Origin of the sequence: Exiguobacterium sp. 8A, assembly GCF_902506275.1 — a bacterium.
GTDB lineage: Bacteria > Bacillota > Bacilli > Exiguobacteriales > Exiguobacteriaceae > Exiguobacterium > Exiguobacterium profundum.
On record NZ_LR733630.1, the window covers coordinates 1,334,217 to 1,359,404 of the forward strand.

General features: G+C 47.3%; 34 protein-coding genes. 2 read left to right on the top strand and 32 right to left on the bottom strand.

From position 1 onward, the window contains the following. Positions 1 to 68: 68 nt before the first annotated feature. The 8 genes from GVY42_RS06865 to GVY42_RS06900 all read right to left on the bottom strand — a co-directional run bounded on the left by GVY42_RS06865 (position 69) and on the right by GVY42_RS06900 (position 6,164). Positions 69 to 1,073, bottom strand: coding sequence for a sensor histidine kinase KdpD (locus GVY42_RS06865; protein ID WP_159562703.1), 1,005 nt, complete (start codon positions 1,071 to 1,073; stop codon positions 69 to 71). Position 1,074: 1 nt separating this feature from the next. Next, the gene (locus GVY42_RS06870; RefSeq protein WP_159562704.1) at positions 1,075 to 1,755 is read right to left on the bottom strand and encodes a response regulator transcription factor; all 681 of its coding nucleotides are present in this window, start codon (positions 1,753 to 1,755) and stop codon (positions 1,075 to 1,077) included. A 120-nt stretch (positions 1,756 to 1,875) separates the two neighbouring features. After that, positions 1,876 to 2,367 (bottom strand): hypothetical protein, encoded by a 492-nt coding sequence (locus GVY42_RS06875; RefSeq protein WP_159562705.1) that lies wholly within the window; start codon positions 2,365 to 2,367, stop codon positions 1,876 to 1,878. Positions 2,368 to 2,518: 151 nt separating this feature from the next. After that, positions 2,519 to 3,595, bottom strand: a complete 1,077-nt coding sequence (locus GVY42_RS06880) for an RNA-guided endonuclease TnpB family protein (protein ID WP_159562706.1) — start codon at positions 3,593 to 3,595, stop codon at positions 2,519 to 2,521. Positions 3,596 to 3,599: 4 nt separating this feature from the next. Next, the gene (gene tnpA, locus GVY42_RS06885; protein ID WP_159562707.1) at positions 3,600 to 4,001 is read right to left on the bottom strand and encodes an IS200/IS605 family transposase; all 402 of its coding nucleotides are present in this window, start codon (positions 3,999 to 4,001) and stop codon (positions 3,600 to 3,602) included. Between the two features lie 164 nt (positions 4,002 to 4,165). After that, entirely contained in the window at positions 4,166 to 4,336 is a 171-nt protein-coding gene (locus GVY42_RS06890) for a hypothetical protein (protein WP_159562708.1), read from the bottom strand. Positions 4,337 to 4,457: 121 nt separating this feature from the next. Next, positions 4,458 to 5,465 carry a tRNA dihydrouridine synthase gene (locus GVY42_RS06895; protein WP_371729715.1) on the bottom strand — a complete coding sequence of 336 codons (1,008 nt, stop codon included), beginning with the start codon at positions 5,463 to 5,465 and terminating at the stop codon, positions 4,458 to 4,460. Between the two features lie 84 nt (positions 5,466 to 5,549). Then, complete coding sequence (locus tag GVY42_RS06900; RefSeq protein ID WP_159562710.1) at positions 5,550 to 6,164, bottom strand: TetR/AcrR family transcriptional regulator; 615 nt, start codon at positions 6,162 to 6,164, stop codon at positions 5,550 to 5,552. Between the two features lie 201 nt (positions 6,165 to 6,365). Between GVY42_RS06900 and GVY42_RS06905 the strand changes: the two genes are divergently transcribed. After that, on the top strand, positions 6,366 to 7,310 hold the full coding sequence (locus GVY42_RS06905; RefSeq protein ID WP_159562711.1) for a DUF5692 family protein: 945 nt from the start codon (positions 6,366 to 6,368) through the stop codon (positions 7,308 to 7,310). A gap of 32 nt (positions 7,311 to 7,342) precedes the next feature. Here GVY42_RS06905 and GVY42_RS06910 read toward each other — a convergent pair whose 3' ends face one another. Beyond that, positions 7,343 to 8,212 (bottom strand): PhzF family phenazine biosynthesis protein, encoded by an 870-nt coding sequence (locus GVY42_RS06910; RefSeq protein WP_159562712.1) that lies wholly within the window; start codon positions 8,210 to 8,212, stop codon positions 7,343 to 7,345. Between the two features lie 93 nt (positions 8,213 to 8,305). Here GVY42_RS06910 and GVY42_RS06915 point away from each other — a divergent pair, with 93 nt between their 5' ends. Further along, a complete protein-coding gene (locus GVY42_RS06915; RefSeq protein ID WP_074036128.1) occupies positions 8,306 to 8,833 on the top strand; it encodes an AAA family ATPase in 528 nt (175 codons plus the stop codon). Here GVY42_RS06915 and GVY42_RS06920 read toward each other — a convergent pair. The 23 genes from GVY42_RS06920 to GVY42_RS07030 all read right to left on the bottom strand — a co-directional run bounded on the left by GVY42_RS06920 (position 8,825) and on the right by GVY42_RS07030 (position 25,186). Beyond that, complete coding sequence (locus tag GVY42_RS06920) at positions 8,825 to 9,265, bottom strand: hypothetical protein (protein WP_074036127.1); 441 nt, start codon at positions 9,263 to 9,265, stop codon at positions 8,825 to 8,827. The two genes, GVY42_RS06915 and GVY42_RS06920, sit on opposite strands and share 9 nt — an antisense overlap. Further along, positions 9,266 to 9,883, bottom strand: a complete 618-nt coding sequence (locus GVY42_RS06925) for a hypothetical protein (protein ID WP_159562713.1) — start codon at positions 9,881 to 9,883, stop codon at positions 9,266 to 9,268. A 10-nt stretch (positions 9,884 to 9,893) separates the two neighbouring features. Next, the gene (locus GVY42_RS06930) at positions 9,894 to 10,427 is read right to left on the bottom strand and encodes a GNAT family N-acetyltransferase (RefSeq protein WP_159562714.1); all 534 of its coding nucleotides are present in this window, start codon (positions 10,425 to 10,427) and stop codon (positions 9,894 to 9,896) included. Next, on the bottom strand, positions 10,424 to 11,017 hold the full coding sequence (locus GVY42_RS06935; protein ID WP_159562715.1) for a dihydrofolate reductase family protein: 594 nt from the start codon (positions 11,015 to 11,017) through the stop codon (positions 10,424 to 10,426). The genes GVY42_RS06930 and GVY42_RS06935 overlap by 4 nt, the downstream gene beginning before the upstream one ends. 168 nt (positions 11,018 to 11,185) lie before the next feature. Further along, positions 11,186 to 11,455 (bottom strand): holin, encoded by a 270-nt coding sequence (locus tag GVY42_RS06940; protein WP_159562716.1) that lies wholly within the window; start codon positions 11,453 to 11,455, stop codon positions 11,186 to 11,188. A 3-nt stretch (positions 11,456 to 11,458) separates the two neighbouring features. Continuing rightward, on the bottom strand, positions 11,459 to 12,091 hold the full coding sequence (locus GVY42_RS06945) for a M23 family metallopeptidase (RefSeq protein WP_159562717.1): 633 nt from the start codon (positions 12,089 to 12,091) through the stop codon (positions 11,459 to 11,461). A 48-nt stretch (positions 12,092 to 12,139) separates the two neighbouring features. Next, entirely contained in the window at positions 12,140 to 12,358 is a 219-nt protein-coding gene (locus GVY42_RS06950; protein ID WP_159562718.1) for a hypothetical protein, read from the bottom strand. 35 nt (positions 12,359 to 12,393) lie between these two features. Beyond that, complete coding sequence (locus GVY42_RS06955; protein WP_159562719.1) at positions 12,394 to 12,768, bottom strand: hypothetical protein; 375 nt, start codon at positions 12,766 to 12,768, stop codon at positions 12,394 to 12,396. Positions 12,769 to 12,781: 13 nt separating this feature from the next. Further along, complete coding sequence (locus GVY42_RS06960; protein ID WP_159562720.1) at positions 12,782 to 12,934, bottom strand: hypothetical protein; 153 nt, start codon at positions 12,932 to 12,934, stop codon at positions 12,782 to 12,784. A 186-nt stretch (positions 12,935 to 13,120) separates the two neighbouring features. Continuing rightward, the gene (locus tag GVY42_RS06965) at positions 13,121 to 13,411 is read right to left on the bottom strand and encodes a hypothetical protein (RefSeq protein WP_159562721.1); all 291 of its coding nucleotides are present in this window, start codon (positions 13,409 to 13,411) and stop codon (positions 13,121 to 13,123) included. Positions 13,412 to 13,424: 13 nt separating this feature from the next. After that, positions 13,425 to 14,978, bottom strand: a complete 1,554-nt coding sequence (locus GVY42_RS06970; protein WP_159562722.1) for a glycosyl hydrolase family 28-related protein — start codon at positions 14,976 to 14,978, stop codon at positions 13,425 to 13,427. A gap of 13 nt (positions 14,979 to 14,991) precedes the next feature. After that, complete coding sequence (locus GVY42_RS06975) at positions 14,992 to 16,536, bottom strand: phage tail protein (RefSeq protein WP_159562723.1); 1,545 nt, start codon at positions 16,534 to 16,536, stop codon at positions 14,992 to 14,994. 10 nt (positions 16,537 to 16,546) lie between these two features. Next, positions 16,547 to 17,368, bottom strand: a complete 822-nt coding sequence (locus GVY42_RS06980) for a phage tail domain-containing protein (RefSeq protein ID WP_159562724.1) — start codon at positions 17,366 to 17,368, stop codon at positions 16,547 to 16,549. Continuing rightward, positions 17,368 to 20,631 carry a phage tail tape measure protein gene (locus tag GVY42_RS06985; RefSeq protein ID WP_159565548.1) on the bottom strand — a complete coding sequence of 1,088 codons (3,264 nt, stop codon included), beginning with the start codon at positions 20,629 to 20,631 and terminating at the stop codon, positions 17,368 to 17,370. The genes GVY42_RS06980 and GVY42_RS06985 overlap by 1 nt, the downstream gene beginning before the upstream one ends. Continuing rightward, positions 20,621 to 21,352, bottom strand: a complete 732-nt coding sequence (locus tag GVY42_RS06990) for a Gp15 family bacteriophage protein (protein ID WP_159562726.1) — start codon at positions 21,350 to 21,352, stop codon at positions 20,621 to 20,623. Before GVY42_RS06990 ends, GVY42_RS06985 begins: the two co-directional genes overlap by 11 nt. A gap of 6 nt (positions 21,353 to 21,358) precedes the next feature. After that, positions 21,359 to 21,760, bottom strand: a complete 402-nt coding sequence (locus tag GVY42_RS06995) for a hypothetical protein (protein ID WP_159562727.1) — start codon at positions 21,758 to 21,760, stop codon at positions 21,359 to 21,361. Between the two features lie 43 nt (positions 21,761 to 21,803). Continuing rightward, positions 21,804 to 22,244 carry a phage tail tube protein gene (locus GVY42_RS07000; RefSeq protein ID WP_159562728.1) on the bottom strand — a complete coding sequence of 147 codons (441 nt, stop codon included), beginning with the start codon at positions 22,242 to 22,244 and terminating at the stop codon, positions 21,804 to 21,806. A gap of 6 nt (positions 22,245 to 22,250) precedes the next feature. Next, positions 22,251 to 22,640, bottom strand: coding sequence for a hypothetical protein (locus GVY42_RS07005; protein ID WP_159562729.1), 390 nt, complete (start codon positions 22,638 to 22,640; stop codon positions 22,251 to 22,253). Next, on the bottom strand, positions 22,637 to 22,993 hold the full coding sequence (locus GVY42_RS07010; protein WP_159562730.1) for a minor capsid protein: 357 nt from the start codon (positions 22,991 to 22,993) through the stop codon (positions 22,637 to 22,639). The genes GVY42_RS07005 and GVY42_RS07010 overlap by 4 nt, the downstream gene beginning before the upstream one ends. Beyond that, a complete protein-coding gene (locus GVY42_RS07015; RefSeq protein WP_159562731.1) occupies positions 22,990 to 23,319 on the bottom strand; it encodes a putative minor capsid protein in 330 nt (109 codons plus the stop codon). The genes GVY42_RS07010 and GVY42_RS07015 overlap by 4 nt, the downstream gene beginning before the upstream one ends. After that, positions 23,312 to 23,743: a hypothetical protein gene (locus tag GVY42_RS07020; RefSeq protein ID WP_159562732.1), complete on the bottom strand. Its 432-nt coding sequence runs from the start codon at positions 23,741 to 23,743 to the stop codon at positions 23,312 to 23,314. Before GVY42_RS07020 ends, GVY42_RS07015 begins: the two co-directional genes overlap by 8 nt. A gap of 12 nt (positions 23,744 to 23,755) precedes the next feature. Then, positions 23,756 to 24,022: a hypothetical protein gene (locus tag GVY42_RS07025; RefSeq protein ID WP_159562733.1), complete on the bottom strand. Its 267-nt coding sequence runs from the start codon at positions 24,020 to 24,022 to the stop codon at positions 23,756 to 23,758. Positions 24,023 to 24,037: 15 nt separating this feature from the next. Then, complete coding sequence (locus GVY42_RS07030) at positions 24,038 to 25,186, bottom strand: polysaccharide deacetylase family protein (protein WP_159562734.1); 1,149 nt, start codon at positions 25,184 to 25,186, stop codon at positions 24,038 to 24,040. Between the last annotated feature and the right edge of the window lie 2 nt (positions 25,187 to 25,188).

Sequence of the window (25,188 nt, forward strand, 5' to 3'; positions counted from 1 at the left end):
TACTTCGAGTGTACCGAGTGAGTGTGACTCGTCTGTGACTCGAAAGTGACGATTTCGTCACTTAGCGGTCAGACAACTGCTTTATAGAAGCGAATATGAAAATCCGTTCCGACCCCAGGTTCGCTTCGAACAGTCAACTCACCTTCCTGGCTCATAATGATACTGTGTGCCATGGCAAGCCCAATCCCGACACTTTCTTCGCTCGCATTCACACCTTTATAAAACCGTTGGAAAATGTACGGGAGGTCTTGTTTTGCGACGCCAATCCCCGTGTCACGAATCACAATTTCTGTATACAGCGTATTTTCACTAAACTCGATGAATACATCGCCCTGTTCCGGCGTATGCTCCACGCAATTTTTTAAGATGTTGATGAGTGCCTCCGTCGTCCACTTCAAATCACCCTCGAATGTAACATCTTTTTCGCCTTGAACATGGAGTCGTTGCATTTTAATATCAATCGGTACGAGCATCGGTTCCGCTACGGCTTCAATGAGCGCAGGGACAGATACCAATTCGCGCTTGAAATGTATTGTCCCGGCATCAATTTTTGATAGTTTGAGAAGAGAAGACAAGAGCCACTCCATTCGTTCAAGTTGTACTTGTACGTTATGGGTGAATTCTTGACGCTTTTCCTCGGATAGACGAGGGTCACTGAGGAGATCCGCCATGACGGTCATCGAGGTGAGCGGTGTCTTCAATTGATGGGAGATATCGGAGATCGCATCCGTTAACTTCTGTTTATCTTCTTCAAGATACGCGCCTTGTTCAGATAGCATTTTCGTCACTTTGTAGAGTTGGCTCTTTAACAAACTGAGCTCCCCTTCGCGATTATCACGGACATCCAATGTATAGTTGCCATTACTGATTTCTTGAAGATATCCCGAGAGCTGCTCGATTTCTCGATAACGCCATGCCGTGAAACGATACGTAACGCCGAAAAGTATGATTGCTAATAGGACGACCAGAACGGCCGCCTCTATGGACATGAATAAGACGGCAATACCTACAGCTATTCCAATAAAAAATAGACAAGTGAACAAGTATATTCTTATTTCTTGGTTTCGCAACATATTAACGCCCCACCTTGTATCCGATTCCACGCACAGTCGTAATAAGCATCGGGTGTTGTGGATCATCCTCTAGTTTCTCGCGGAGTCGCTTAATATAAACGGTCAACGTATTATCGTTCACGAATTCCCCACCCACATCCCAAATCTGATCGAGTAGTTGGGCCCGTGACAACACTTGCCCTGTATGCCTCCCAAAGATGAGCAACAAACGATACTCGAGCGCTGTCAACAAAATTTCGTCCCCATTCTTTTTTACTTTTGCATCTTGCGTATTGATTTCAACTGGACCAATCGTCAACAGAGGCGAGCGTACGTTTTTATTGTATCGACGAAGTACCGAGTGAATTCGTGAAACGAGTTCTCGGACACGGAACGGTTTCGTGATGTAGTCGTCCGCTCCCATATCGAGTCCCATCACCACATTCACTTCATCATCGAATGCCGTCAGAAAGATGACAGGGATGTCTTGTTGTTGCTTCACGAGCCGACATAAGTCATATCCACTCCCATCTGGCAGTGACAAATCAAAGAGGCATAAATCAATTGTATGTAACTGTTGTTCAATCATAAGCGTCGCGTCAGCCACGTTTTGGCATAACGTTGTTCTAAATTGTTCTTGTTCGAGTGAATATTGGAGACCGGAGGCGATCGTCCGGTCGTCTTCTACGATTAGAATATGCATGGTATTCCCTCCTGACTCTTCTCCCCATAATATAGCAGTCTTTATTCAAGTGAGGTGAGAAATCAAAAATCCCTAACGAGAAATCTCGTCAGGGAGGACAATACGTTATTTGCACGCGGATTAGGATGTTGTAACTCGAAGGCACTCCGGTCGTACGAATCCGACTTCGCCTAAGAATCGTAATGCATCTATCGTCAACTCGTCGAGCTTGATGGATTGAACTTTCGGCTTGGTCTGTTCATCGACCCACACTTTCCAAATCTCGACTTCCTCCGCCGTCTTCAAATGGTCGGTTATATATTCGACGAGCTGTTCGGCTCTCGCATCGGAATAACGCCAACGCAACTCTACTACGTGCGGTTTTGAAGAATACGCCTCGACGTTCTCCATCGCATAATAGAGACTATGTTTAATCTCAATCTCGTCAAGTTGCTCTTCCGACTCGACGTTCATCAAAATCTTTTCATCACGGTCGAGGTCCTCGACGTCTGTCAGAATGTCAGGCAACACGATGCCTTTTTGGATGGCCTCGTTGATAGATAAGAACTCGACATATGGATTTTCGACTTCTTTTAGTGGGTGATTGCTCACAATAAATTGGAATTCACTCATTTGACACTCCCACGGCTAAAGCCGCAAGCTCACCCTTCGCGGGATGAGTGGGATTCTGAAGTGCTTGTGTGAGCGCAGTCCATTTCTGTTTTGCTCAAACCTCCAGATGAGGGTGTGCCATCACCCCTCCTGAGACAGATCATATAGATTCTCAGGCTGATTGACTTTTACCATCAACCACAGGTGCGTATCGGATATTCATCGCACCGACTACATCTCGATGTTTATTAAATCCGCAAGAACACGAATAGGTACGGTCTTTCGCTTTATTCCGACTCCCGCAAGAAGGGCATGTCTGAGATGTATACGCAGGATTGACATATTCAACCTTGATCCCTTCTAGTTTCGCCTTGTACTCGATAAATAATGCCAGGCGATAGAACGACCATGTATGCAGATTCTTATTGTTTTTACGGCTTGTTCTTGCCGTCTGCCGGATATTCGCTAGCTTCTCTAGGCGAATGACAGAAATGTTGTTCTCTTTTGCGAAGTCGACGATCTCACGGCTCACCTTGTGATCCTTGTCTTTCATCCAACGCTGCTCCTTGTTGTCCAGTTCCTTGATCGCGTTCAGCTTCTTCTTTTGACCGAGTTCTTTCCGTCTCGCACGAAACTTGCGTTTCATGTACTTGTTTTCACGACCGTTCCCAAAGAACCTCACCTTGTCGCAATCAGTCGATGCGACCGCCGAGACTTTTAGACCGAGGTCGACACCAAGAACCTTCGTACCGGTCTTCTCCGTCGTGGGGATTGTAACGGCGATTTGGGCCATCCACTTATTAGACTTTTTCGTAATGCGCACCGCGCCCAACTTGTTATTCAGAAGGGAGAAGTTACGATTGTCTCGATCGACCATCTCGGCACGGATCTCTATCCTTTTGACCTTCCCGTCTACCATGATTGGAAGAAAAATGGACTCAAAATCGAACGAATAGTTCTGGTTGTTCCATGTGCAATAAGGTTTCTTCAGGACAGGGACGACCTTGTATTTCGACTTCTTCACTTTCCGGAAGACACTCTGGGCATCTTTGATGACCTGGTTCTTGACGGCACTAGGCAAATGAGCGCAAACACTTTTACTTGTCAATTTGAGCGTCGCTTTAGCATCCGCCATATCAGAGATAAGTTGATTGACCGTCTCGATATATGTTTCTGCCATGCTTTTTAAAACAACTTCCTGTTCTTTTGTCGGCTTCAGTTTAATGTTAACTGTCAGCGTCTGAGACACGGTGTCACCCCCTTGTTTTTTGTTGTTCGACATAACGTTTAATCGTTTCGCTCGATACACTTCCAGCGGTGGAGACGAAATAGAATCGTGTCCAGAGACTCGGCAAATGTTGAAGATGAGGAAATTCTTCTCTTAACTTTTTAGATGTTACTCTCTTTATTTTTGCCATGATGTCAGCAGGACTCAGTGTTGGAGGGGCGTCAAGGAACATATGCGTATGATCTTTATCGCATTCCAAGGCTATAATTTTGATATTCAGTTCTTCGCATATTTCGGACATCAAACCTTTGAAACGTATTTCTACATCGTTACGAAGGAATATCTTTCTTCTGTATCGAGGACAGAAGACGAAGTGATAATTGATTAGAGAAACAGTAGTATGAGTTCTTCTGTAGTTGGTTTCCATATTCATATCGTGTCAGTTTGACCAACAAACTGCAACAAGAAGATTTCCAGATACTTAAAACGCCAAAACCTTCGGATTCTTTACTGACACTCCGCATCCTGCCGAGCTTTCATCCCACCCCTAAAGGAGTGGGCTTTCCCGCTCGGAAATTCTGTAATGGGTCGCTATCGTTTGATCGCACGAATGGATATGAAAAGACCAATCACATATCCGATGATTGAACCGATGACAATACCGTATATAAACGGAAAATCAACTAATAAAGAGATGACGATTCCGCTAACCGTGCCAAATACAAGTCCTAGCCCGACTGCTGATTCGCGCCATTCGCTCATCTTCACCCCTCCTCTTCTTTCCACTCATTACATACGAATCAGCCAGATTAAACGTTTCATCGTCATCTACTATTTTTCATATAAAAAAGGGACCCAGTATTCACTGACCCCCTTCAAAAAACTATTCGACTGTCGAAACCGCCTCAGCGAGTGCTGCCTCTTCTTCATGATATTTCTCGACAAAGGCATCGAGTAACGCTCGTACCTCATCCGTCGATTTCGTTTCCATCAAGTTATGGCGTAGCTCGCTCGCCCCACGGAATCCTTTGACATAAATCTTGAAGAAACGGTGCAAGTTCGAAATCGAACGCGGCACGTCTTCTTGGAATTTATCCTGAAGGTCCAGTTGCAGACGCAATAGATCAAGGTGTTCTTCCATCGAGTGTTCGCGAGGCTCTTTCTCGAACGCGAACGGGTTCTTGAAAATCCCGCGACCGATCATGACACCATCGACCCCGTATTTCTCAACGAGCTCGAGTCCCATTTGACGGTCGAGGATGTCCCCGTTGATGGTGATGAGCGTATCCGGGGCGATCTCGTCCCGCAACTTCACGATGTCCGGGATCATTTCCCAGTGCGCGTCGACTTTACTCATCTCATTGCGCGTGCGCAAGTGAATCGACAAGTTGGCGATGTCTTGTTTCAAGAGATGCGTCAACCAGTCACGCCACTCATCGAGCTTCGCGAAACCTAGACGCGTTTTGACGCTGACAGGGAGACCACCGGCTTTTGCTGCTTGAATGAGCTCAGCTGCAACTTCCGGACGGAGAATAAGACCGCTCCCCTTTCCACGTTTCGCCACGTTCGGGACCGGGCAACCCATATTGATATCGAGTCCTTTATAGCCCATCTCGGCCATCCCGATACTCATTTGACGGAAATATTCCGGATTGTCTCCCCAGATGTGGGCGACCATCGGCTGTTCGTCCTCAGTGAACGTCAAACGACCACGGAGGCTACCTTTTCCTTCCGGATGGCAATAGCTGTCCGTGTTCGCGAATTCTGTGAAGAAGACGTCCGGGCGTCCCGCGTGGGCGACGACATGACGGAAGACGACATCGGTCACATCTTCCATCGGGGCAAGTATAAAGAACGGACGCGGAAGGTCGCGCCAAAAGTTTTCTTTCATCGTAAAATCAGTTCCTTTCATCCATACAGTCCAACAAAATCACTCATCTATTCTATTATGTCCGTCGGATTGTATCAACTGACATTACTCATGATCCGTTTCTTTCGAGCGAATGAGTTGAAAAAAGTGCGGGAATCCTTCGGTCAATAAGTAATGAAGCACACGATTCGTGTATTCCGGTTCAATCGTTCCCGTGCGAAGTAGCGTCTGCAGCACCATCCCGTCAATCCCGGCCATCGTCCATGTCGCGACCGCCCGAGTCATCGGCCCTTGCTCGACTCCGTAAGCCCGTACAAAGATTGCTTCAATGCGCGTGATCCAGTCTTCATATTTCTCTTTGAACTTTTGTTCGATGTCCTCATTGCCAATCATCGCTTCGTGGGCGAGATAAAATTGAAGTCGGCTCTCCGCATCTTTTTGAAGGCGTTCCTGCATACCTTCATAGATTTCCTGGATAATCACCGCCGCTTCCTTTCGATCGTCATGGGAGACGGTCTCAATGCGTTTTACCTCACCGAGCCCCTCGTCCATCACGTCATATAGAATCGCCTCTTTGGACGTGTAGTAATGATAAATCGCACCCGTACTGAATCCGGCCCGCTCCGCAATCCCTCGGAGCGTCGTGCCTTTGATGCCCTGTTCGACGATGATTTCACGCGCAGCTTGTAAGATTTTCAACTTTCCTTCGTTCATCATCATCTCGCACCCTCCTCTGTTTTCAACGCTCATTATACCATAATGATGTGGCGAACTTTCGACACTTCCATGTGAGCTCCCACATCCTATTGACAGCGTTTACAATGCTTTGTTACACTTTTCACATAAACATAACGAACGTTCGGTATGTTTAGTCACTGCATTTATTTCTGATTATCTCATTTTCGAAAGGAGTGTCATGTTATGTTTTTCTTCGAATCAATGCCTTGGTATAACGTTGTCATGTGGTTCGTCGTCCTTGGACTGCTGATGGGGTTGAACGAGTTCGTCCGTTCTGGTAAACGGGCGAGCCAACTTATGTTCATGGCGTTACCGATCGCACTGACTCCAATCTGGTTGTTTGTCGTCGATTCGGAAATCACGTCGTGGTTCCATTGGGTGAAGGTGTATTCGGCACTCGCCGGCGCGCTCATCTACATGGTCATCCGCTTCACGAACTACCATAAGAAACATCCTTGGTATTTAGTACTCGTCCCGGCCATTCTTGCCATCAATATCATGGAGGCCGTTATACGGGAGTTTCAAGTCGGCTTCATGGGATTTGATGGAGTCGTCGACGGTATGAATTACATCTCCGGTGGGTGGAACTACGTCAACGCCTTCGCCGGAATTTTGAACATCCTCACCATTTGTGGCTGGTTCGGCATCTTTGCGACGTCCGGTAAGCGAGTCGATATGATTTGGCCGGACCAGACGAAATTGTGGATCATCGCATATGGGATTTGGAACATCTCCTACGTCTATTCGTGTGCACCAGGTAACGCATTTTATTCCGGATTTGCGTTGAACATTGCCGCGACCATCCCTGCCCTCCTTTGGGCGAAAGGAACATGGATGCAGAACCGTGCCCAAACGCTCTCGATTTGGATGATGTGGGTCATGACCTTCCCTTACTTCTTTGCGGTCGGCAGTACGTTCAACGTGAGCGTCTCGTATAATCCGGCAGCGAACTGGACGCTCGCACTCATCAGTCTTGCCCTCAACGTCGTGCTCGCCGTCATGCAGGTATCACGTATTATGAAACGACGTCTCAACCCGTTGAAAGACGAGCTGTGGACCGATACTGAAGAATACAAACGAGTCGATGCGTTACGAGAAATAGAATCTCCTAATCCTAAGACAGCATGAAAAAGACGAGCCGCGGCTCGTCTTTTGAGTTCCTAGAAATCAAGATGTTGTACGCTCAGAGTAGTCGCCTTTCCTCCAACTGTGACGTGTGAGATTTCTTCTCCTGCTACAGTTAGTTCTACCAAAATTTCTGACGGAAGTTTCATTCCATATCCTTGCTCCATGACAAGCGTAGACGACTTCTTCAAAACAAGAGATTGCTCGAACAGATAACAAGCCAGCGCACCGTTCGACGTTCCAGTGGCAGATTCTTCATCGATTCCATATAGTGGCGCAAAATTTCGTGTATGGGCGATGCCATCCTCCATCGTTTCAAGAGTGAAAAGATGGTACCCAACCACGTCAGATTGTCGACTGATTTCCTTCACTTTTTCGAAGTCCGGTTGAATAGACAATAGTTCAGTAAGCGATTTGATAGGAATCAGGATATCCTGGAGTCCAGTGAAACCGATCAGAATCGGAAAACGATCATCTAATACCTCAAGCGGAACCTTAAGTGAATCAGCAATTTCTTGATGATTTATCACGGGTAAAAATTCTGGGAGTCGCTGCTGCATCATAATAGTCAAATCGTTTCGGATCTCGACCTCTAACACACCAGCTCTCGTCTCTTGTGTAAATCGTCCACTCCCAAGTAGACCTTGTTCTTTCAATACATGAAACGTTGCAATCGTTGCATGACCACAGAGGTCGACTTCCTCTTCAGGTGTGAAAAAACGGACGCGGACTTCCGCATGATGCGATTGACTCACGAAGGCAGTCTCACTGTAACCGACCTTCTTCGCAATCTGTTTCATTTCTAATTCGGTTAAGGCATCTGCATGTAATACGACCCCAGCCGCATTCCCTCCTTCTCCATCTTTTGAAAAAGCATGGACAACATATACATCAATCGATAACATGTTTCAATCTCCTTTAGTCAATCTATAGGATTCTGCAAACTCAACTATACGTTATAATTGCAAGACGACATGATGAAAAATGGGGGGACTTTGATGATTATATGGATTAACGGTGCATTCGGCTCGGGCAAGACAACCTGTGCCAAGCTACTTGAGAAACAGTTGCCGAACGCGTTTCTCTATGACCCGGAACAAGTCGGCTTTTTCATTCGGAACCAATTGCCAAAAAGCCTTCAACAGCCCGATTTTCAGCACCATCCGGAATGGCGGGAGTTCAACTATCGGATGTTGTCGAAGATTGCCACGTCCTTCGATGGGGTCATCCTCGTTCCCATGACATTGGTGGACGCAACGTATGTAGACGAAATCATCGGTCGGCTTCAGCGGGACGGGATCGACGTACGTCATTTGATCCTCGAAGCGCATCGACAGACGCTCGTGAAACGATTGAATAAACGTTTCGAATGGTTCAACTCTTGGGGGAAAGCGCAGATTGTTCGCTGCCAGTCCGCATTTCAATCTGAAATCCATGCAGAAAAAATTGTAACAGATCACCTATCAAAACAAGATGTTGCGCGAGCGGTCGCCGATCATGTCGGTCTCACACTTGCCTCAAAATGATTCAGATTCATACATCGCTTCGGACGGCTCGTCTTCCCATCGGATGACGAGCTCACTTGAATGGGATAGACTCAGCTCCACCGCTTCACACATCGTATCGGTCAACCACATGCAGCGGAACAATAGTTGCCGATATCCGTACAGTTCATCGATGATTTCGAAGCGCCCCATTTTAACAAACTGACCCAATTGTTCGATCGGACATACCGAATAAGACGATTCACCGAAGCGGACGAGCGACGAAGAATCCCGGTCTACGTTCGAGATTGTCACGACGGCACGTCCCGTCCATACCGCTTCCTTCTTGAACAAGTCACGGATGCCATCCGCAAAAACGAGACGGATTGTCGAACCCATAAATGTCGCTTCCGTGATGACCGCGTCATGCAGGGAAAGCGGAACGTTACGAGTTCGAATCGTATATTGCTTCATTCAATCCCTCCTTTTTTGAAACACATAATTCTCAACTGACTTCGTATACATTGGACCTTTCATCGTCTTCTTCACTTCGGCTACATCGACGTCTTTCCCTTTCGGCAATCGGAAATAATCGTCGAGCCCCGTCTGAATGAGTTCATTTGTACTTCCCATGACCCCAATCAGCTCGAACGTTTCATCGAATCGCGCCAACGTCGCATCTCCATGGCTATCGTTACAGAGCAAGATGCCACGCGGCTTCAAATATTGTTTCGTCGCCTGACCGACAAACCCCGCATATTGCGAGATGATCAAGTCAACGGGTTCGATGTCGAGCGGCTGCGTATAGTCCTGACCAAAAAATTCAATCGTACACGGCTCATCATATTCCTTTCGTTGATCCATCAGCTCCTGTACCGTTTCAATTTGCTTGAAGAAACGAATCGTCCCTTTGAAACTGTCGACATAGATGACATGAGGGATGACGAGGGAAGGGGCGACGTCGACGTGACTCCCCGGATAGAGCGCCTGCTTCACGTCAAAAGTATCAGCAATCGTTTCATACACTTGTTTTCGGTCCGCGATTTTTTGTGCATACGTCTCATACATTTTTGTCACCTGTTCAAGATTCATCGATATCCCCCTAGTATAAATATCCAAGCAAATCGAGTGTTCCGTCGCTCCATCGTTTGTCTCCCACCTGACGAATCATCAATTCTTCAAACGACGCCTCCCCGATCCCTCGTATCGTCTGATTCTCGTCATCGATTTGAAGCCACGTGCATGTGTTAGATACCGTGTGAAACCCGATGCGTTCGTAGAGGTCTGGTCGGTCTGCGAATAACAGAAGAAAATCGATGGGGTACGTTTCCCCAAGAGCAATGACTTTTTCCATCAGTGCCCGTCCGACCCCACGTCCCCGAACTTCTTCCCGGACACACAGATCGATGATGCCGAGCACGTGAATCGATTCCCCGTTCATATTCATCACACGAAAGTCTAACCCGACTTGTCCAATGATCCGTTCGTCTTCATACGCGATGAGTCGGAAATGGGGTAATTGCTTGAAGTAGCGGCGATTCGGATAAATTGAGGGAAACGCATGTCGTAATAGCTCAGTTAGCTCCTTATCCATCGATTCTGATACGGTCATTTCGAGGTGTTGCTCGATTCTCATATCTTCCCCCCTTCCGATTGAAGGCGCCCATACCGAACAACATGGACCCCGTTCGGCATCAGCTGTTGCTCGATCACGTCGAGTTGCAGTGGCAAGATGTTGCCGTCCGGGAAAAGTCGTTTGCCTGAACCGATAATGATAGGATATACGATCAATCGGTATTCATCGATGAGATTGTTTGCGAGTAGCGTGTGCACGAGTTCACCGCTTCCCCAGACGTGTAAATCGGGTCCCTCTTCTTGTTTGAGTCGCTTCAATACTTCGACCGGTTCTGTCAAAAACGTAGTCGCTTCCCATCTTGTATCCATTGACTGCCGCGTGACCACATACTTCATCGCCCGATTGGCTTCCGGCCAGACGTCATCGTGGTTCGGCCAGTAACTCGCCCATTGGTCATATGTCTTTCGACCGAGCAACAAATCAAACTCACTATGCATTTGCGTCCGAATCCAAATCCCGAGCTCTTGGCTCGAAAAAGGTTCCGTCCATCCCCCATGCATGAAATCCCCACTCAAATCTTCTTCTCTCCCACCTGGTGCTTGAATCACACCGTCTAACGACAGGTGTTCCAGAACAATGATTTTCCTCATCTCCGACTCTCCTTTCGACTGTTTGCACAAAAAGCCCCCGATTGATTCAATCGAAGGCATGATACATTCATCTTATTCTACTTTCTCCAACCACGCCACCGTCTCCACATGCCCAGTAACTTTATTGTACATGAAATCAATTATCAGAGACGGGAAGCCGTCTCTTTTTCATTTGGCTCGATTTCTCCGGTCCTGTGTGAACTCATAGAGACCGGTCGATGCAAGACCTGCGATCAAGCCCGCCCATCCACGTGAGTAGACGTCCAGATCCGTGAACGGGAACGAGATGAGGCCGAGTAGGATCCCCACGACGGCCGCGACCGCCGGGATATAGTTCGCCGGCACCTTCCCGATCGTCTTGATGACTTGTACCATCCCCATCGTCACCGCCGCCAAAACGGTCGCCGCGAATAACACGGTCGTTGTGAACACGTCCATGATTTATACCCCCTTCGATTTGATGACTTTCCCCTGCAGGTTCAGCGTCGTCTTGTCGTCCGTCTTCAGCCAGTCTCCTGAGGCGTTCGCGTGAGAGAAGGATTGCTTCATCCCACGCTCGCCCTTCTGGTCGACCTTGAACACGTCCATCGGGTTGATCGTCGTGTCTGCCCCGGCCTTCCAGATGTTCGAGGAACTCGCAAGTGTCGGTGAATGGGTCGGGAACTTGACGTCCGTGTCGATCTCGATATGCAGATGGGGCGAGTTTCCGTACTTCCCTGTCGATCCGTAGTTCGCGATCTTCTTCCCTTCCGGTTTGACGACGTCCCCCTTCTTGACGAACACCTTGTCCAGATGCGCCATCCGGACGACGAGACGATGTGCGCCTTTCTTCGGTCCGTGGTGTACCTCGACCGGGTTCTCGCTGACCCCGATGATCGTTCGGCCCATCAGGTCATCGTTCCCCACTGCGACGATCTTCATCGCGAACGGGGCATACACCGACATGTCCTTGCGTGTCAGATCGGCCATGTCCACGCCGTAATGGGTAAATCCCATTCGTTTCCGATACGCCGCGTTCTTGTACCCCGCCGTCAACCGGGCTCGGTTCAACGGGAGGATCGCTTTCTCAGCCATACCAATTCCTCCTTCCAAAATAGAAAGGGACCACACGGGTCCCTTTGTTTATCCTGCTTGTTTCAATCGGTTGCGGATGTCTTTCGAGAACGCATCCCATGCCTTCTCGGGGTGTTTGTCCCCCTCTGACTCTGCTTGTGCGATGAGCGATGCGACGAGTTGTTCGCGCAACGTCTCTTGGTCCTGCGGTACTTCCGTGTCCATGCTCCGTGAGGTCTTCTTGCATCCCCACACGAGGCATCCCAATCCTTTGATGAACCAGTCCAAATCTGATCACCTCCTTCCGTTGTCTCCGTTCACCCTCAGTTGAGGCTCAGATACGATAAGATGAGCGCCGTGATGACCGAGCTGACGATCCCGATGATCGCCCAGCCCAGTTTGGCCACGATGCTCCGATAGGATTTGAGCACGCTCTTCAATTGGTCGACCTGGTCGGAGTCCATCTTTTTTAGGATATTTCGTTCCAAGTCCTTCATGTTGCTCGGGATTTTCAGCACGACTTCGCGAACTTCTTGTTCGACTGCACGGACACGCCCCTCCACTTCGTCGATCCGTTCGTGCAACCGTAAGTCATCGTCGTGGCTCGTCTTGCTCGCTTGGCTCAACATCGATTTGAGCTCGTTCACTTTCTCTTCTAAATCTTCCACCTTTTGTTGCATCCTTGCCATGTCCGGCATCTGTTCACCCCCGTTATGCTTCTTCGGTTTTATAGTTTAGTAATAACTTTTCGAATTGCTCCACTTCATTCTCGACATCGTCTGCATCACGTGGTGACCAAGTCCACTCTTCAAGTGCGTCTCGATAGCGATTAATGATTTGTTCCCGTAGAGATTCGCTTACCATAGATTTTCACTCCTTTAACATCTATAATTTTAATTACGTGATTAACTTTCGATAGTGAGAGGAGAATTCTAATGAGTTGGGTTCAAGATAAAAATTGTTGTTTACATGTTGCTAAACTTCAATTCGACATAATCGTAGATTTTTCTAAACATACTACTCCTAATAATACCCTTCCTCGAATTAGATTTAGAACTGTCCTTCTTCCCAAACGTCGTCCGCTCGTTCGTATTCCTCCAACGTTTTTAAATATAAATATCCTTGCCGGATGAAATTCTCCGAACGGTTGCCCACGTCCGGGATGAAATGATGCATTTCTTGGTGAATGTAGCCTTTCCCTTGGATGAAATGATCTCGTGACACGTAGAAGTTGAGAGAGAAGTCGAGTCCTCCCTTATATCCCGATATCGTATCGATCCGTCCATAGACTCCTTGTAAAAAAAGTCCGTTGTTCAATGTCTTGTTCGTGATGATCGCCATCACCTTCACTCCTTTATGCTTCGATTTGCCCTACTCCATATCGCTTCCAGACACCCGGTGCGCCTGACGTGACGCAAACCCAACCGAGGAAATTCGTTGCAGTCGCTGTGCTTGGAGAACGATGATAGATGATATCGCCGCGCTCCCATGTTCCTTCAACTGGAGGCGAATTTCGATAGTCATCGAGTAGCGATTCCCAACGACCGTTCGCCTTACGGACAAATGGTCCTTCGATGTCTCCCTTTGGACGCCATCCTCCATCTAATCCATTTGCATATGCAATCGATCCAGTTGTCGCTGCACCCGGTGCCGCTGTTCTGACCTGATGGTTCACATAGGCAGCATTCAAAATTGCAAAATTCCTCATGTCCATCGAAGTTAGCCAGCCACCCCCAGTAATCTGGTTGAAGAACTTCGCTCGAAAACGGCCGCCATAATCTAATTCCGTACCGATATCGAACTGTTCGAGTTGATTGTCTATTTGTACAGCCATGTTTGTGTAAAAATTACCAATCACGTGATTACCGATGAATATCCCGCTGTCTGCCAATAATTGTTGGACACCAACCCCTGACGCTGTAGGTGGAGGATTTTCAAACCGGTTCCCTTGAATCAAACATCCGGTCGCCCCAGTCAGACGTACGCCGATATCAACGACCTCGAATGCGCAGTCTGAAACGGTGTTGTGGTTCGTGTAAAAGGTATCGACTCCGACGCCAACTTGGCAGGCGACGACTCGACAAGAGACGACACTATTACTGTTTGCGCTCGTCTCGAACGCAAATGCTCGATTTAGCGCTTTGTTTGCGCCGTTAACTGCAATTTGGAAGAAACGGTTGTAGAAAGTGGAGCCTACGTTTCCATCCGAGCACAGGATAGCGTCACCAGTACTACCTCCCCCATCAATACGAAGACGCTGAAAAATGCTCAAGAACACCTTCGACAGCGACAAACCTACTGTCGTCCCTCCGTTCATAACGAGGTTGACGCCCTCAATTTGCACCTGTCCGATTGATATGCCTGTATTATTTCGTACGAACGTACCTGTACCTGTGTGAATCAAACGTGTGAAGAAGAACCCGGCACCTATGATGACGAGTCCCTGTTGCAAGTTGAGATGATCTAACAGATACACTCCACCTGGTATGAATACTGGCACTTGAAGATTGATTGCATCGTCAATCGCTGTTTGAAATGCCGCTGTGTCATCCGTATTTCCATCACCAGTCGCCCCGTAATCGCGAACGTTGATTCCACGATCACGAATCGAATCAACAAGTGTACGCGGGTCTGGACCAAAGTCATCCAAATCACCAATCGTGTCATACACTGTCTGCAAGTCTTGGTTGATTCGATCGGATAATGTCGGCCATGTGTTGCCGTTGTAATCAATCCGGGCGTCGACCACCTCGGATGGTTGCGGAACACCAGCAATCAGGTTCGTGATCCGCTCATCCAAATAGATAAAGTTATGCAACGAATCCGTTCGTCCAAAGTTGAACTTCTGATAGTTTGGGATATCGAGAGGCTTAGTCAGCGCCTCGAGGTTCTGTAGTTTCAATGACATAAAATTCACCCCTTTATAGTGTGGTACCGTCCATATTCGTCCAAGCAACACCGTTCCAGACGATCATCTTCAACAAATCGCGGTCAAAATAAAAGAACCCATCGTCTGTGGGTCCTAGTATCGGCCGACTCAGCGTGTCACCTCTACCCGAGGGAAGATACCCCTCCAAGGTGACGACACGGCCGTCCAAGCTATTCAAATCGTCAGTCAGCGTGGTCAGCCCATTGTTGATATCAGTCAAATCAGATTCGAGGTTCACGACCCGTGCCTGTGCCAACGAGCCATACGAGTTCGCCAAGTTGAGCCCGGCACCCGTGACCGCCGGTGTGAACGAGGCGCCACCGTTCTGACTCGTCGTGATCCCGTTTCGCTCGAATCGAACCACCTGTGAACCGTTCACACCACGAATCCCATCATCGAACACAAGTTGCTTTTTCGCCTCGTTGATTGCCGTCGAGGAACCGTTGATTGATGGTGGGAGCTTGATGTTCCCGTCTGGATCGACGACAGTTGAGACAGATTGTTCTTGAATCGACAATGTACTGATGGTGTCTGTTATTTCACGCCTGATGTTCGCCAACGTCACCTGTGTTCGAAAAATCATTCTTCGATAATCGTATGAACGACGAATGGAAGAGACGCGTGTGTAGTAGTCAAAATCAGGCATCGTCTCGTAAATCACAAATACGCGATCTCCAAGTGATACCGTTTCATCATCTGCGATATCGACGGCATCAACCTCTATGATGAGTTCAGGCTGTGATGCATTCAATTTTTCAACGAGCTTTCTACGGAGCGTCTCAGGTTGAGTGATGTTGTCGTTAAAATACGGTTCATGCTCGATGAGTGGATAGCCCCTTTCTGCGACGAGTGGACTAATATATTCATCAGTCACTTCGTAACCAACGACATTTCCATCCTCGTCCTCGATCGGCTTTCCAAATCCTTTGATGTAGGTAAATAACGCCTCTGTATTTTCCTCTCTACGGGTGCTCTTCAGGTTGTACTTATAGCGATACTGCTTTGCCCCATCGTCTCCGATGATATTCTTGAGAACAACCCAGTTCCCGGTTCGCCTTTCTTCTAATTGGAACTCGGCGCCGAATCGCTGTAAAGCACTTGAGAAAAGAGCGGATCGCCGCTGATTTCCGAAGTTTTCAGTCGTAATGGTGTCGAAATCACCTTGAACCTCAACTCGGTAGTCAGTCCCTTGGAAGATGAATGACATAAGGGTCAAGATATCGAATGTACCTGAGATGGTTTCGAGTACCCAATCCTTATATATATCAGCATAAAACCTTCGATGGGCAACAATACGACGACGATACCGCTCTCCGATTGAAGCGTCTGTAACACTTATGATGACATATTCAATACCTTCAAACTCAATCAAGTTCTGTGCACGTAAATGAGTGATTCCCTCGACGTCAATATCCGTCTCGAGAATCTCGAAGTAAATCACATCAAGATCAAAATCTACTTCATGCTCGAAAGTTTGAAACGAGTTCAGAAGAAACTCCTGACCATCAAGGGTGCGTAATGTGACTAAACGGTCCATTTTATCCCTCCTAGTAGAACAATGGACGGAACTCAAAAGAAATCTCAAAAGGTGATGAGGTTCCGGCCAAAATGAACTCGTTCGCTCCCGCTGCAAGTGTTATGACACGACGGTTTGTATCGCGGACAATATTCAATCCGTTCTTTGTAGTGAATATCCGGTCTAGTACGATTTCATCATCAACACCAGACACTCCGTTATAGACAAATACTTCTTGATTCGTCAGGTTTGTGATGGTCAAACCGTCTGAAGCACCTTTGTAGACGATTCGAAATTCTTTATGTTTCCGAGGGTCCAGTTCAACATTTCCGAAGTTATTGATGATGAACCGGTTAGTGTTCGAGAATGAGTACTGATTCTCTCCCCATTCAAGACCAGCACCCCAAAAGTAGCCCTGCCCCCATTCGTATGGTGTCAGTGTTGTCGTGATTGCTTCTGCATACGGAAGACCATATGTGACCCAGTTCAACGTCACATAAACAACCCGCCCATAATTCCTATGCTCATACTCTGGAGTTCCTTCTGGAATTACAAGCCATCTCTTGAATGGCTGACGAGGGTCTGTGATATAGCAAGGCTGCAAACGTGCGAAAACCCCTTGTATCCAATCTCGGTACAAAGGGAATTCATTTGGGTCATCTAAAAAAAGACGGGCGGACATCATGATCCGCCTCTGTTCATGCGTGCTTCCCATTGGGATATTCCCTTCTAGCATCTCAATCTGTTCGAAACGATGACGAAGCGTCAGAGGTTCCACCTCGAACTCTTTCACGGTGAGTCCGAACTCATCTGTATTTGTTTTAGTGCCATCTAAAAATTCAAACTCGATCATCAGACCGCCCCACCTTTCGCGTAGATTTTGAGTGAGGTACGATCTTGCTGAGCAGTATTAATAAATCTCTCGATGACCCGTGCCATCAACTCGCCGTCCATGTACATTGATACATCGATCATTTGCGGACGAGCATCACCCGTATTTGCTGTCGTTCCCGCTCCATTCATCATTCCAGAGACTGGACTTGATGATGTGAACATCAGATCGTCACTCAAGTTATCAATCGCCGCGAGTGCCTCACTTGTATTGGCATCAATCCCCACTGCTATACCCGCAGGAATCATTTTACCTACCTTATCTCGCATCCAACGAGAAGGCGAATGAATATCTAGTTTGCTCGTGATTGCATCTTTTATATTTCCGGCAACTTCTTGAACCTTCTTCGTCACCGCACTTGCCATCGAACCGATACCGCTTATCAAACCGTTTATGATATCTTTTCCGACTTGTAATAGGTCCACTTTCTTAATTTCTTCAATAATCTTTTCACCCAGATCAAACATCGCATCTTTTGCTTCGCTCCGCATTTCCCATATCCCTTTGATTAACGCCTTAATCAAATCAATACCTGCATCAATAATTTTCTGACGATTATCCCACAAAGCCTGGACAATCGCTAGGACCAATTCAATGGCCGCATCAATCAACTGAGGCACGATTTGTACAATACCGTCAATCAAAGCATACAAAATCCGAATACCGGCATCGATTAATGCAGGCAACATTTCAATGATGGCATCGACCAGCGCCATGACCAAATCAATCGCCGCATCGATTAGAGAAGGTAAAATTTGAATGATTCCGTCAATCAGGGCAAGTAAAATCTGAATCCCCGCATCAATCACGATTGGTAAGCTCGTAATGATCACATCGATTAAAGAAGTTAACAAAAGAATAGCCGCATCAATCAAGGCTGGTAGCATATCAATAATCCCTTGAATTAGAGCCATTAGAACTTGAATCCCAGCGTCTATAATAATCGGTAGCAAGCTAACGATTGTTGTAATCAGTACATTCAAGATTTCAATCGCTGTCGTGATCAGAAGAGGGAGTATTGCGACAATTCCAGTGATTAGCGTCGTCAGGATTTGAATACCAATCTCGATTAAGAGAGGCAGTGCAACAGTGATCGCATTAACGAGCGCTGTAATGATTTCAATTCCCAATCCCGCTACAATCGCTAGGTTCGTCGTAAGTTGCGAGGTAATCATTTCGATAATGCCCGTCAATGATTCGATGAGCATCGGCAACGAGGCAACCAGACCTTCGATAATCGAAGTCAGCATCTCTGTACCGATAGTGATGAAGTTCGAGAGTTGAGCCGTAAAGGACTCAATCATCTGTACGATAATATCTGCAACCTTGGTGATCAATTCACCTGACGTCATCCCCATCGAATCTGCAATCGTTTGAATGATGTTAAATCCAATGATGACAAGCCGTGGGATTCCACCTAATAATAATCCAATCAAGGAGGGGATGAATTGAGCCACAATCTCAGCAATACCTGAGAAATCAAGATTGAGTGCTTTCTTAAATGCTTCCTGGAATTCGTTTCCGAATGCCACGACCCGCTCTATTACAGGGGATAGAATGCTTAATATGAATGAGAAGAAACCTCCGATTGAACTTAGAGCGCCTCCCGCTCCTCCTGTAATGTTCCCCCATAATGTTAAGAAAGCCTGACCTGCACTTTGTAGAAACGGAACAACCATTCCTGCGAACATCACGATATATTCGACAGCCGCGATTGCCCATTCCGCTATTACTTTTCCGAGTGCTTGAATGAGAGGAGCCATCACACTGTATGCAGCAGATACCGCATTGCTGACAGCGTCCCACGCCTGAGTCGCAATTTTTCGGAACGTGTCACTGTGATTCCAAAGAATGATAAAAATGACGCCTAATGCATATAGAGCACCAATGACTATAAATACGGGTCCTAAAATACTTAAAATTACGGGTGGTAATGCATTTAACGCAAGTATCAAATTACCCACAACCGTCAATACAAATCCTATAAAGAGCAGGAATCCATTAAGCGCTAAGTTGAACAACAAAATCATCGTAATAATTTTTTGTGTTGTCGGCGAAAGACTGTTGAACTTGTTGATGACACCAGTCACTGCATCGACAACCGTTCTTAGAATCGGGGTCAAGTGAGAACCGATAGCAATAGCTAAATCTTCCGCTGCAGAACGGAGTGTTTTTAGAGATCCAGCCAAGTTGTCATTCATCGTTTTAGCAATCTTTGAGGCGACGCCTTCACTATTGGCAATGGATTCTGTTAACTTGTCGAAGTCTGATTGACTAGCGTTGACGACAGCGGCCCATCCCGCCATTGCCTCTTGACCGAAGATGCTAGAAATCGCGGCCGCTTGTGCATCTTTATCTACGCCTGAGAGTTTCGTTCGTAACTCCTGCATCATTTTGGCTAGGTTCACGGAACCATCGGCATTCTTTTGTAGCTCGATGCCGTACTTCTCCATCACATCTGCCGCTTCTTTCGGCGGATCGACTAATCGTGTCAATCCACTTCGGAGCGCAGTACCTGCCATCGAAGCCTTGACACCTGCGTTAGCCATAAGCCCGGCCGCTACAGATAAGTCTTCAATGCTAATTCCAAGAGCACCAGCAACCGGTGCAACATACTTCATCGTTTCTCCAAGCATTTCAACATTGGTGTTCGATTTTGTGATTGTAGCTGCCATGACATCGACGAAGCGACCTGTTTCATTTGCCTTCATACCAAGACCTGTCATTGCATCAGTGACAATGTCTGCTGTTAATCCTAGTTCAGTACCTCCTGCCGCCGCTAAATCAAGGACACCAGGTAAAGCGTTCATCATTTGTGTCGTATCATACCCAGCCATCGCCATGAAATTCAGTGCTTCAGCCGCTTGAGATGCTGAGAATTGTGTAGTGGCTCCCATCTCTCGAGCGAGAGATTCTAACTTTTTCAAGTCACTACCAGTCGCCCCAGAGACGGCCGCCACTCGGCTCATCTGTGCTTCGAAATCCATTGCGGTCTTTGTGGCAAAACCTAGACCAGCAGCAATGACGGCTGTGGCAGTCCCGAACGTCCTTGTCATGATACCGCCAACCTGAGATATCCCATCTCCATTCCGCAATAAACTCTTTGATACTAAAGTGGCCTTCGTTTTAATTTTATTCAATTCTTGTTCCACGTATGCAACAGAAGAGCGAAGCCCTTTAGTGCTTAATGTCGTGTCTATCTCAACTCTTCCATCAGCCGCCATCAGACTTCACTCCCTTCTTTTTACGTTCGTAAGCACCTCTAAATATCGCCGATGCGTTTTTAAGCTGTCGCAACGAGGCTTCTTCTTGTGCCTTTAGTACAAGCTGACGCATCCGCTCAGACTTGAATGCGTAACGCTCTTTCATCGCTCTGATGTGATTGATTTCATCTTTGTTCGAGTAATGCTTTTCATTGATCGGGGCCGGAATTGGCTTGTTACGATAATGCATAGCACGCTTGAATTCTGTTTCATCTGAAAGATCTCCCAGCAACGACAAAAAATCCGCCCAACTGAGCGAACCCCGTTTTTCGTACAAATCAATTTGGTAGTCTTTCAGAAATGATGAGTAAATGCGACTCGCATCTTCAATGAAATCGAATGATGGTGGTTTAGGTTCATCATCGCTTCCTGTGTCATCGCCTTCAATCAGTTCGGACGTTTGATCAGAAGCTTCTTTCATGAAGTCGATTCCGAGTTTTTCTTTTGCGAAGACGATCATAAAATCAATGCGATCGATGCTCATCAAATATTCATCGAAAAATTGTATGGTCTCTTCGTCAACAAACAATTCGAACCCATGATAAAGACGATCCGCCTTTTCCAGCTCGTTCATTTGGAAGAGTTCGATGAATCGCAACACCGTATCGAAAGATAAATCTACGTCAATTTCCCAGTCTCTCCACCGTTGTTTCGCTTTTGTTTCCGGTTCATGCCAGAACATCGCATGTTACTTCACCTTTCGTTTTAATTTCTTCAATTGCTCATTCTCGACAAGCCCCAATTCATTCATGTGTTGAAGAATCACCCCGCTCAAGTAATCGAATACAGGGAGCAAGGGCAAATGGGATCCTCCGCATTCTTCAAATAAAGAATCGTACGCTTCCTCGCCTAAGCAAGTTTCAATCAACTGTTTCATCATTTGCTGTTGCTGATTGAAACGTTCAGAAACTTGTTCCTCGGTAGCTGAATAAGCATCAATCTTCTTATTGTTTTTCTCAAAATCTTCTAACAACTTCGGAATTTGTACATACTTTTGCATTGCCGCGTCCGATAAATCTAAGCGATACGTTTTTTCTCCAAGTTGTAAATCTTCATATGCTTTTTTCAACTCAAACTTTTTAATCGCCATGCTTTATCCCTCCGATTAATATTTTGTGCGTCGATATAATTTATTAAGGTGTTGGTGGTGGCGCTGGTGTGAACGTCGGAATCTTGTCAAACGTGATGGAGAATGCAATTTCACCTTTCGCGTTCGCATCTCCACTTGGAGTTTTGATGTCGTGGATTGTCGCTTCGCCTTCATACATTGCGCCGTCTGGTTCGACAACCTTGAAGTTCGTCTTACGCGCCGGCCCTAATTCAGTCAAAAGAGAGAAGATGTAGTTTTGTGCCGCATCCTCGCTTTGACGATGCCCAGTGAACGCGTACGTGAGGACAGTACCTGTTACATCCTTAGTCGCCGCTCCTCCGTTTGCATAGTAGTAATCTTCTGTAACAGTCTCACTCGGTGAAAAATCTAAGTTCGTAATCCCTTCTGCGATGAGTAATTCTGTCGTGCTCGCTAGACCTTCAGTAATCGTGATGTTGTAGTTATGTTGCAACAAGAATGACATATGGTGTTACCCCTTTCTGATTAGTTGACATTGGAAGAGTGCGGTGTAGATATGTTGATTTGTACTTGTCTCCTCGACCCAGTTAGTTTCGGTAGTGACCTCACATTTGATAAATTCGAAATCTGGAACAACGATGTCTCCGTTGCTTAATTCCAATGCTTCGGACATCAGTTCCATGGCATCGAGAACCTGTTGTTGATCTTCCGACTTGGCCAACAATTGAAAATTGATATAGCGTAAGCGTCTACCGCTCAAATATCGTGGTCCATCTGGTGAAGGAGCTTGGCGAATGCAAATCGCATCCGTGCTCGAATCCAAGTTCCCGACCTTCACGGGAGCATAGAGGGTCAGCTCCGTGTCCAGATAGTCCGCTAATGCGTCTAAAAGTGCTCTCATCGTTGTGGACGACCTCCCATCTCTTTGGCAGCAAGCGCAACCCAATCACCGAGATATACGGCTTTTGCCGCCTCGAACCATAGACCTTGAGCTTTCGGGTTCGGGCTTTTCGAGAAATGATATTGCGGATTGTAGTAAAGTCGGCGCGCATAGGGCGTCGCCCAAATTAGACGCCCCTGTCCGATTAAGGACATTCGAATGGCTGAACGAATCAGTTCCCCGGTATCTTGTGGGACAAACGTGTTCGTATCTTTCAAAATCTGCGTATCTAACACAACTTGGGTTTTTTTAGCCCGCTTCTGTATCTTGCCTTCGATATCTCCCAACTGAATCTTGACATCAAACTTAATCATACGAGCACCGCTTCCCAATGATGGACACGGATGGAGTTTGCGTAATAAGTGTTCACCTTTTGAATACGGTATACGATGCCCTCGAATGTGATTTTCGATTGTTCTTTCGGGATAAAGCGAGGACTGGTATTAAGTGAGTCTACAAATAACAGCGTCGTAGACACGATTTCGGTATTGTTCGCATCGATCATGACCGTCCGCTTCGGTTCAATCCTTACCCACTTGACCTGCACCGGGGCTTTATACGTCGCCCCGTAGCGATCATTCTCGTCGTATTCCTCATACGTGATTTCGTGAATCAGTAGCCGTCGTTGAATACTAGCCAATACAACCACCCCGATACACGCCACGTCGAGTGGATACGCCTGTATACAGGAGACCTGACGGCAACAGGACACTCACGACGTTATCCGCATACATCCCGTCCAACGAAGTATTCCTTGAACCGCCTGCCTCGTTTTCGCTATAACTCCCAACCCGGACTCCACCACCTGCTGCCGTCCCTTGAACAATGGTTGACGCAGTCTCCCCATTCACGAACAAGAATTCGACTTGGGCGGCAGTCGCCTCTTTCACCATGTCTTGGATGTCCGGGTGCCATGTGCTCAAGTCCCCGATACGCCGTTTCGTCAATGTGTTGATGTCTCGGCTCGCGCGACGAATCAGACGGTCAAGTACGACATCGTCCTCAATCTCGATGCCGACATAGTCGTTACGGTAGTAATCGATATCAATAAAAGGGAGTGCCATATCGACACCCCCTTACTTCTCTTGCTTCTTGAGTTCGGCTTGTAGCTTCTTATTCTCCGCTTTCAACTTCTCGATTTCTTCCTGTGCGCTCTCAAGTTCTTTGACGACCTGTTGATGCTCACCAGGCGAGATGACGATACCGCCGGTTGCCTTATGTTTGACGACCGCTTTCTTGGTCTTCGGGTCCACCTCGATCAAGTCATATCCGTCATCAAGATAACGTTTGACCGCTTCTTCCGGGACCGTCAATTGCTTGTTTCGTTTCTGTACGATTGGCATGTGAATTCCTCCTCTTTAGTTAATGGATAGCCATTCCGATACGCTCAGAGCATCGATGGCGCCTTGTTGTTGTCTCGTAGCCGTGTATGCTACCAACTCCTCGAACCGATCAATCGTCCAGAACATCGTGTCCCCGAGATCGGCATCGGTACCGAAGCGATGGTTGAGGAAGACGATTGTTGTTCCGGTCAGTGTCGCCTCATCAATCCACTCCTTCGCCTTCTCATCCGTGACGGACGGGACGAGGTTGACAGTACGCACGAAATAATTGTTAATTGGACTCTGACTTTCGAGCCCGTTGACAAGTGTCCGGCCCCAGACGTAGCCCTCCTCGGACAAGACATCGAGCGTGTCCGTGTTGTAGGCACCGAACGGATAGACGACGCTATGAGCACCGCGCGTCCACCCTTGTGCGACGAGATAGTCGCGACATGTGTTCAATTCAATACGTTGCGCTTCTTTCGTCAGCGTGCTCAAGTTTGGGTGCGTGGCGGTATGGTTCAACAAATCCCAGCCGGCGTCATAGACCATCTGGAATTGTTCTGCCGACATCTTACCAGCCATCCCCACCGCATTTGGGATCAATCCAATGTTGCCGGGTATTCCTTGTGCATTCAAAATGCGATAGCCTTCCGTGAACTGCGTATCCCATCCGTCATCCATCGTGAACAACACAAAGCCACGATCAGCCGTGACGAAATCCAAACGATCGAAGCTGACCGATGCGATTTCTCCACTCACCGCCTCCAACCGAAGCTGGATGGCGACAACGGGCGCGCCTTGATCGAACGTGCCACTCTCGCTCATGTTCTCAATCGAGAAGCTGACCGTGTTCCATCCGTCTTTCATATCCGATGCCAAGATGATCTTCGACTTATAGCTCGCAAAGTTCGTCTGGTTCGATAGGAAAACGACGACACGGTTCACTTTTGTGACATCAGCTACAAAGAACGTCACATCAACGGCTGTCTTATCGCTCACGTCGAGGGAGAAGTTTGTCCGACGCATGAAGCCAATTGTAGTCACGCTCCCGTCGACGGCGAGCTTAAGCGATTGGATATCGAGCGTGTTCACCGTGTCGACCGTCTTCGTCGTACCAGCTCCCGACTGTAGCGACCATTGCGTGTCTGCCATGAAGTCATCGGCGAGAGATACCGTACGCATCA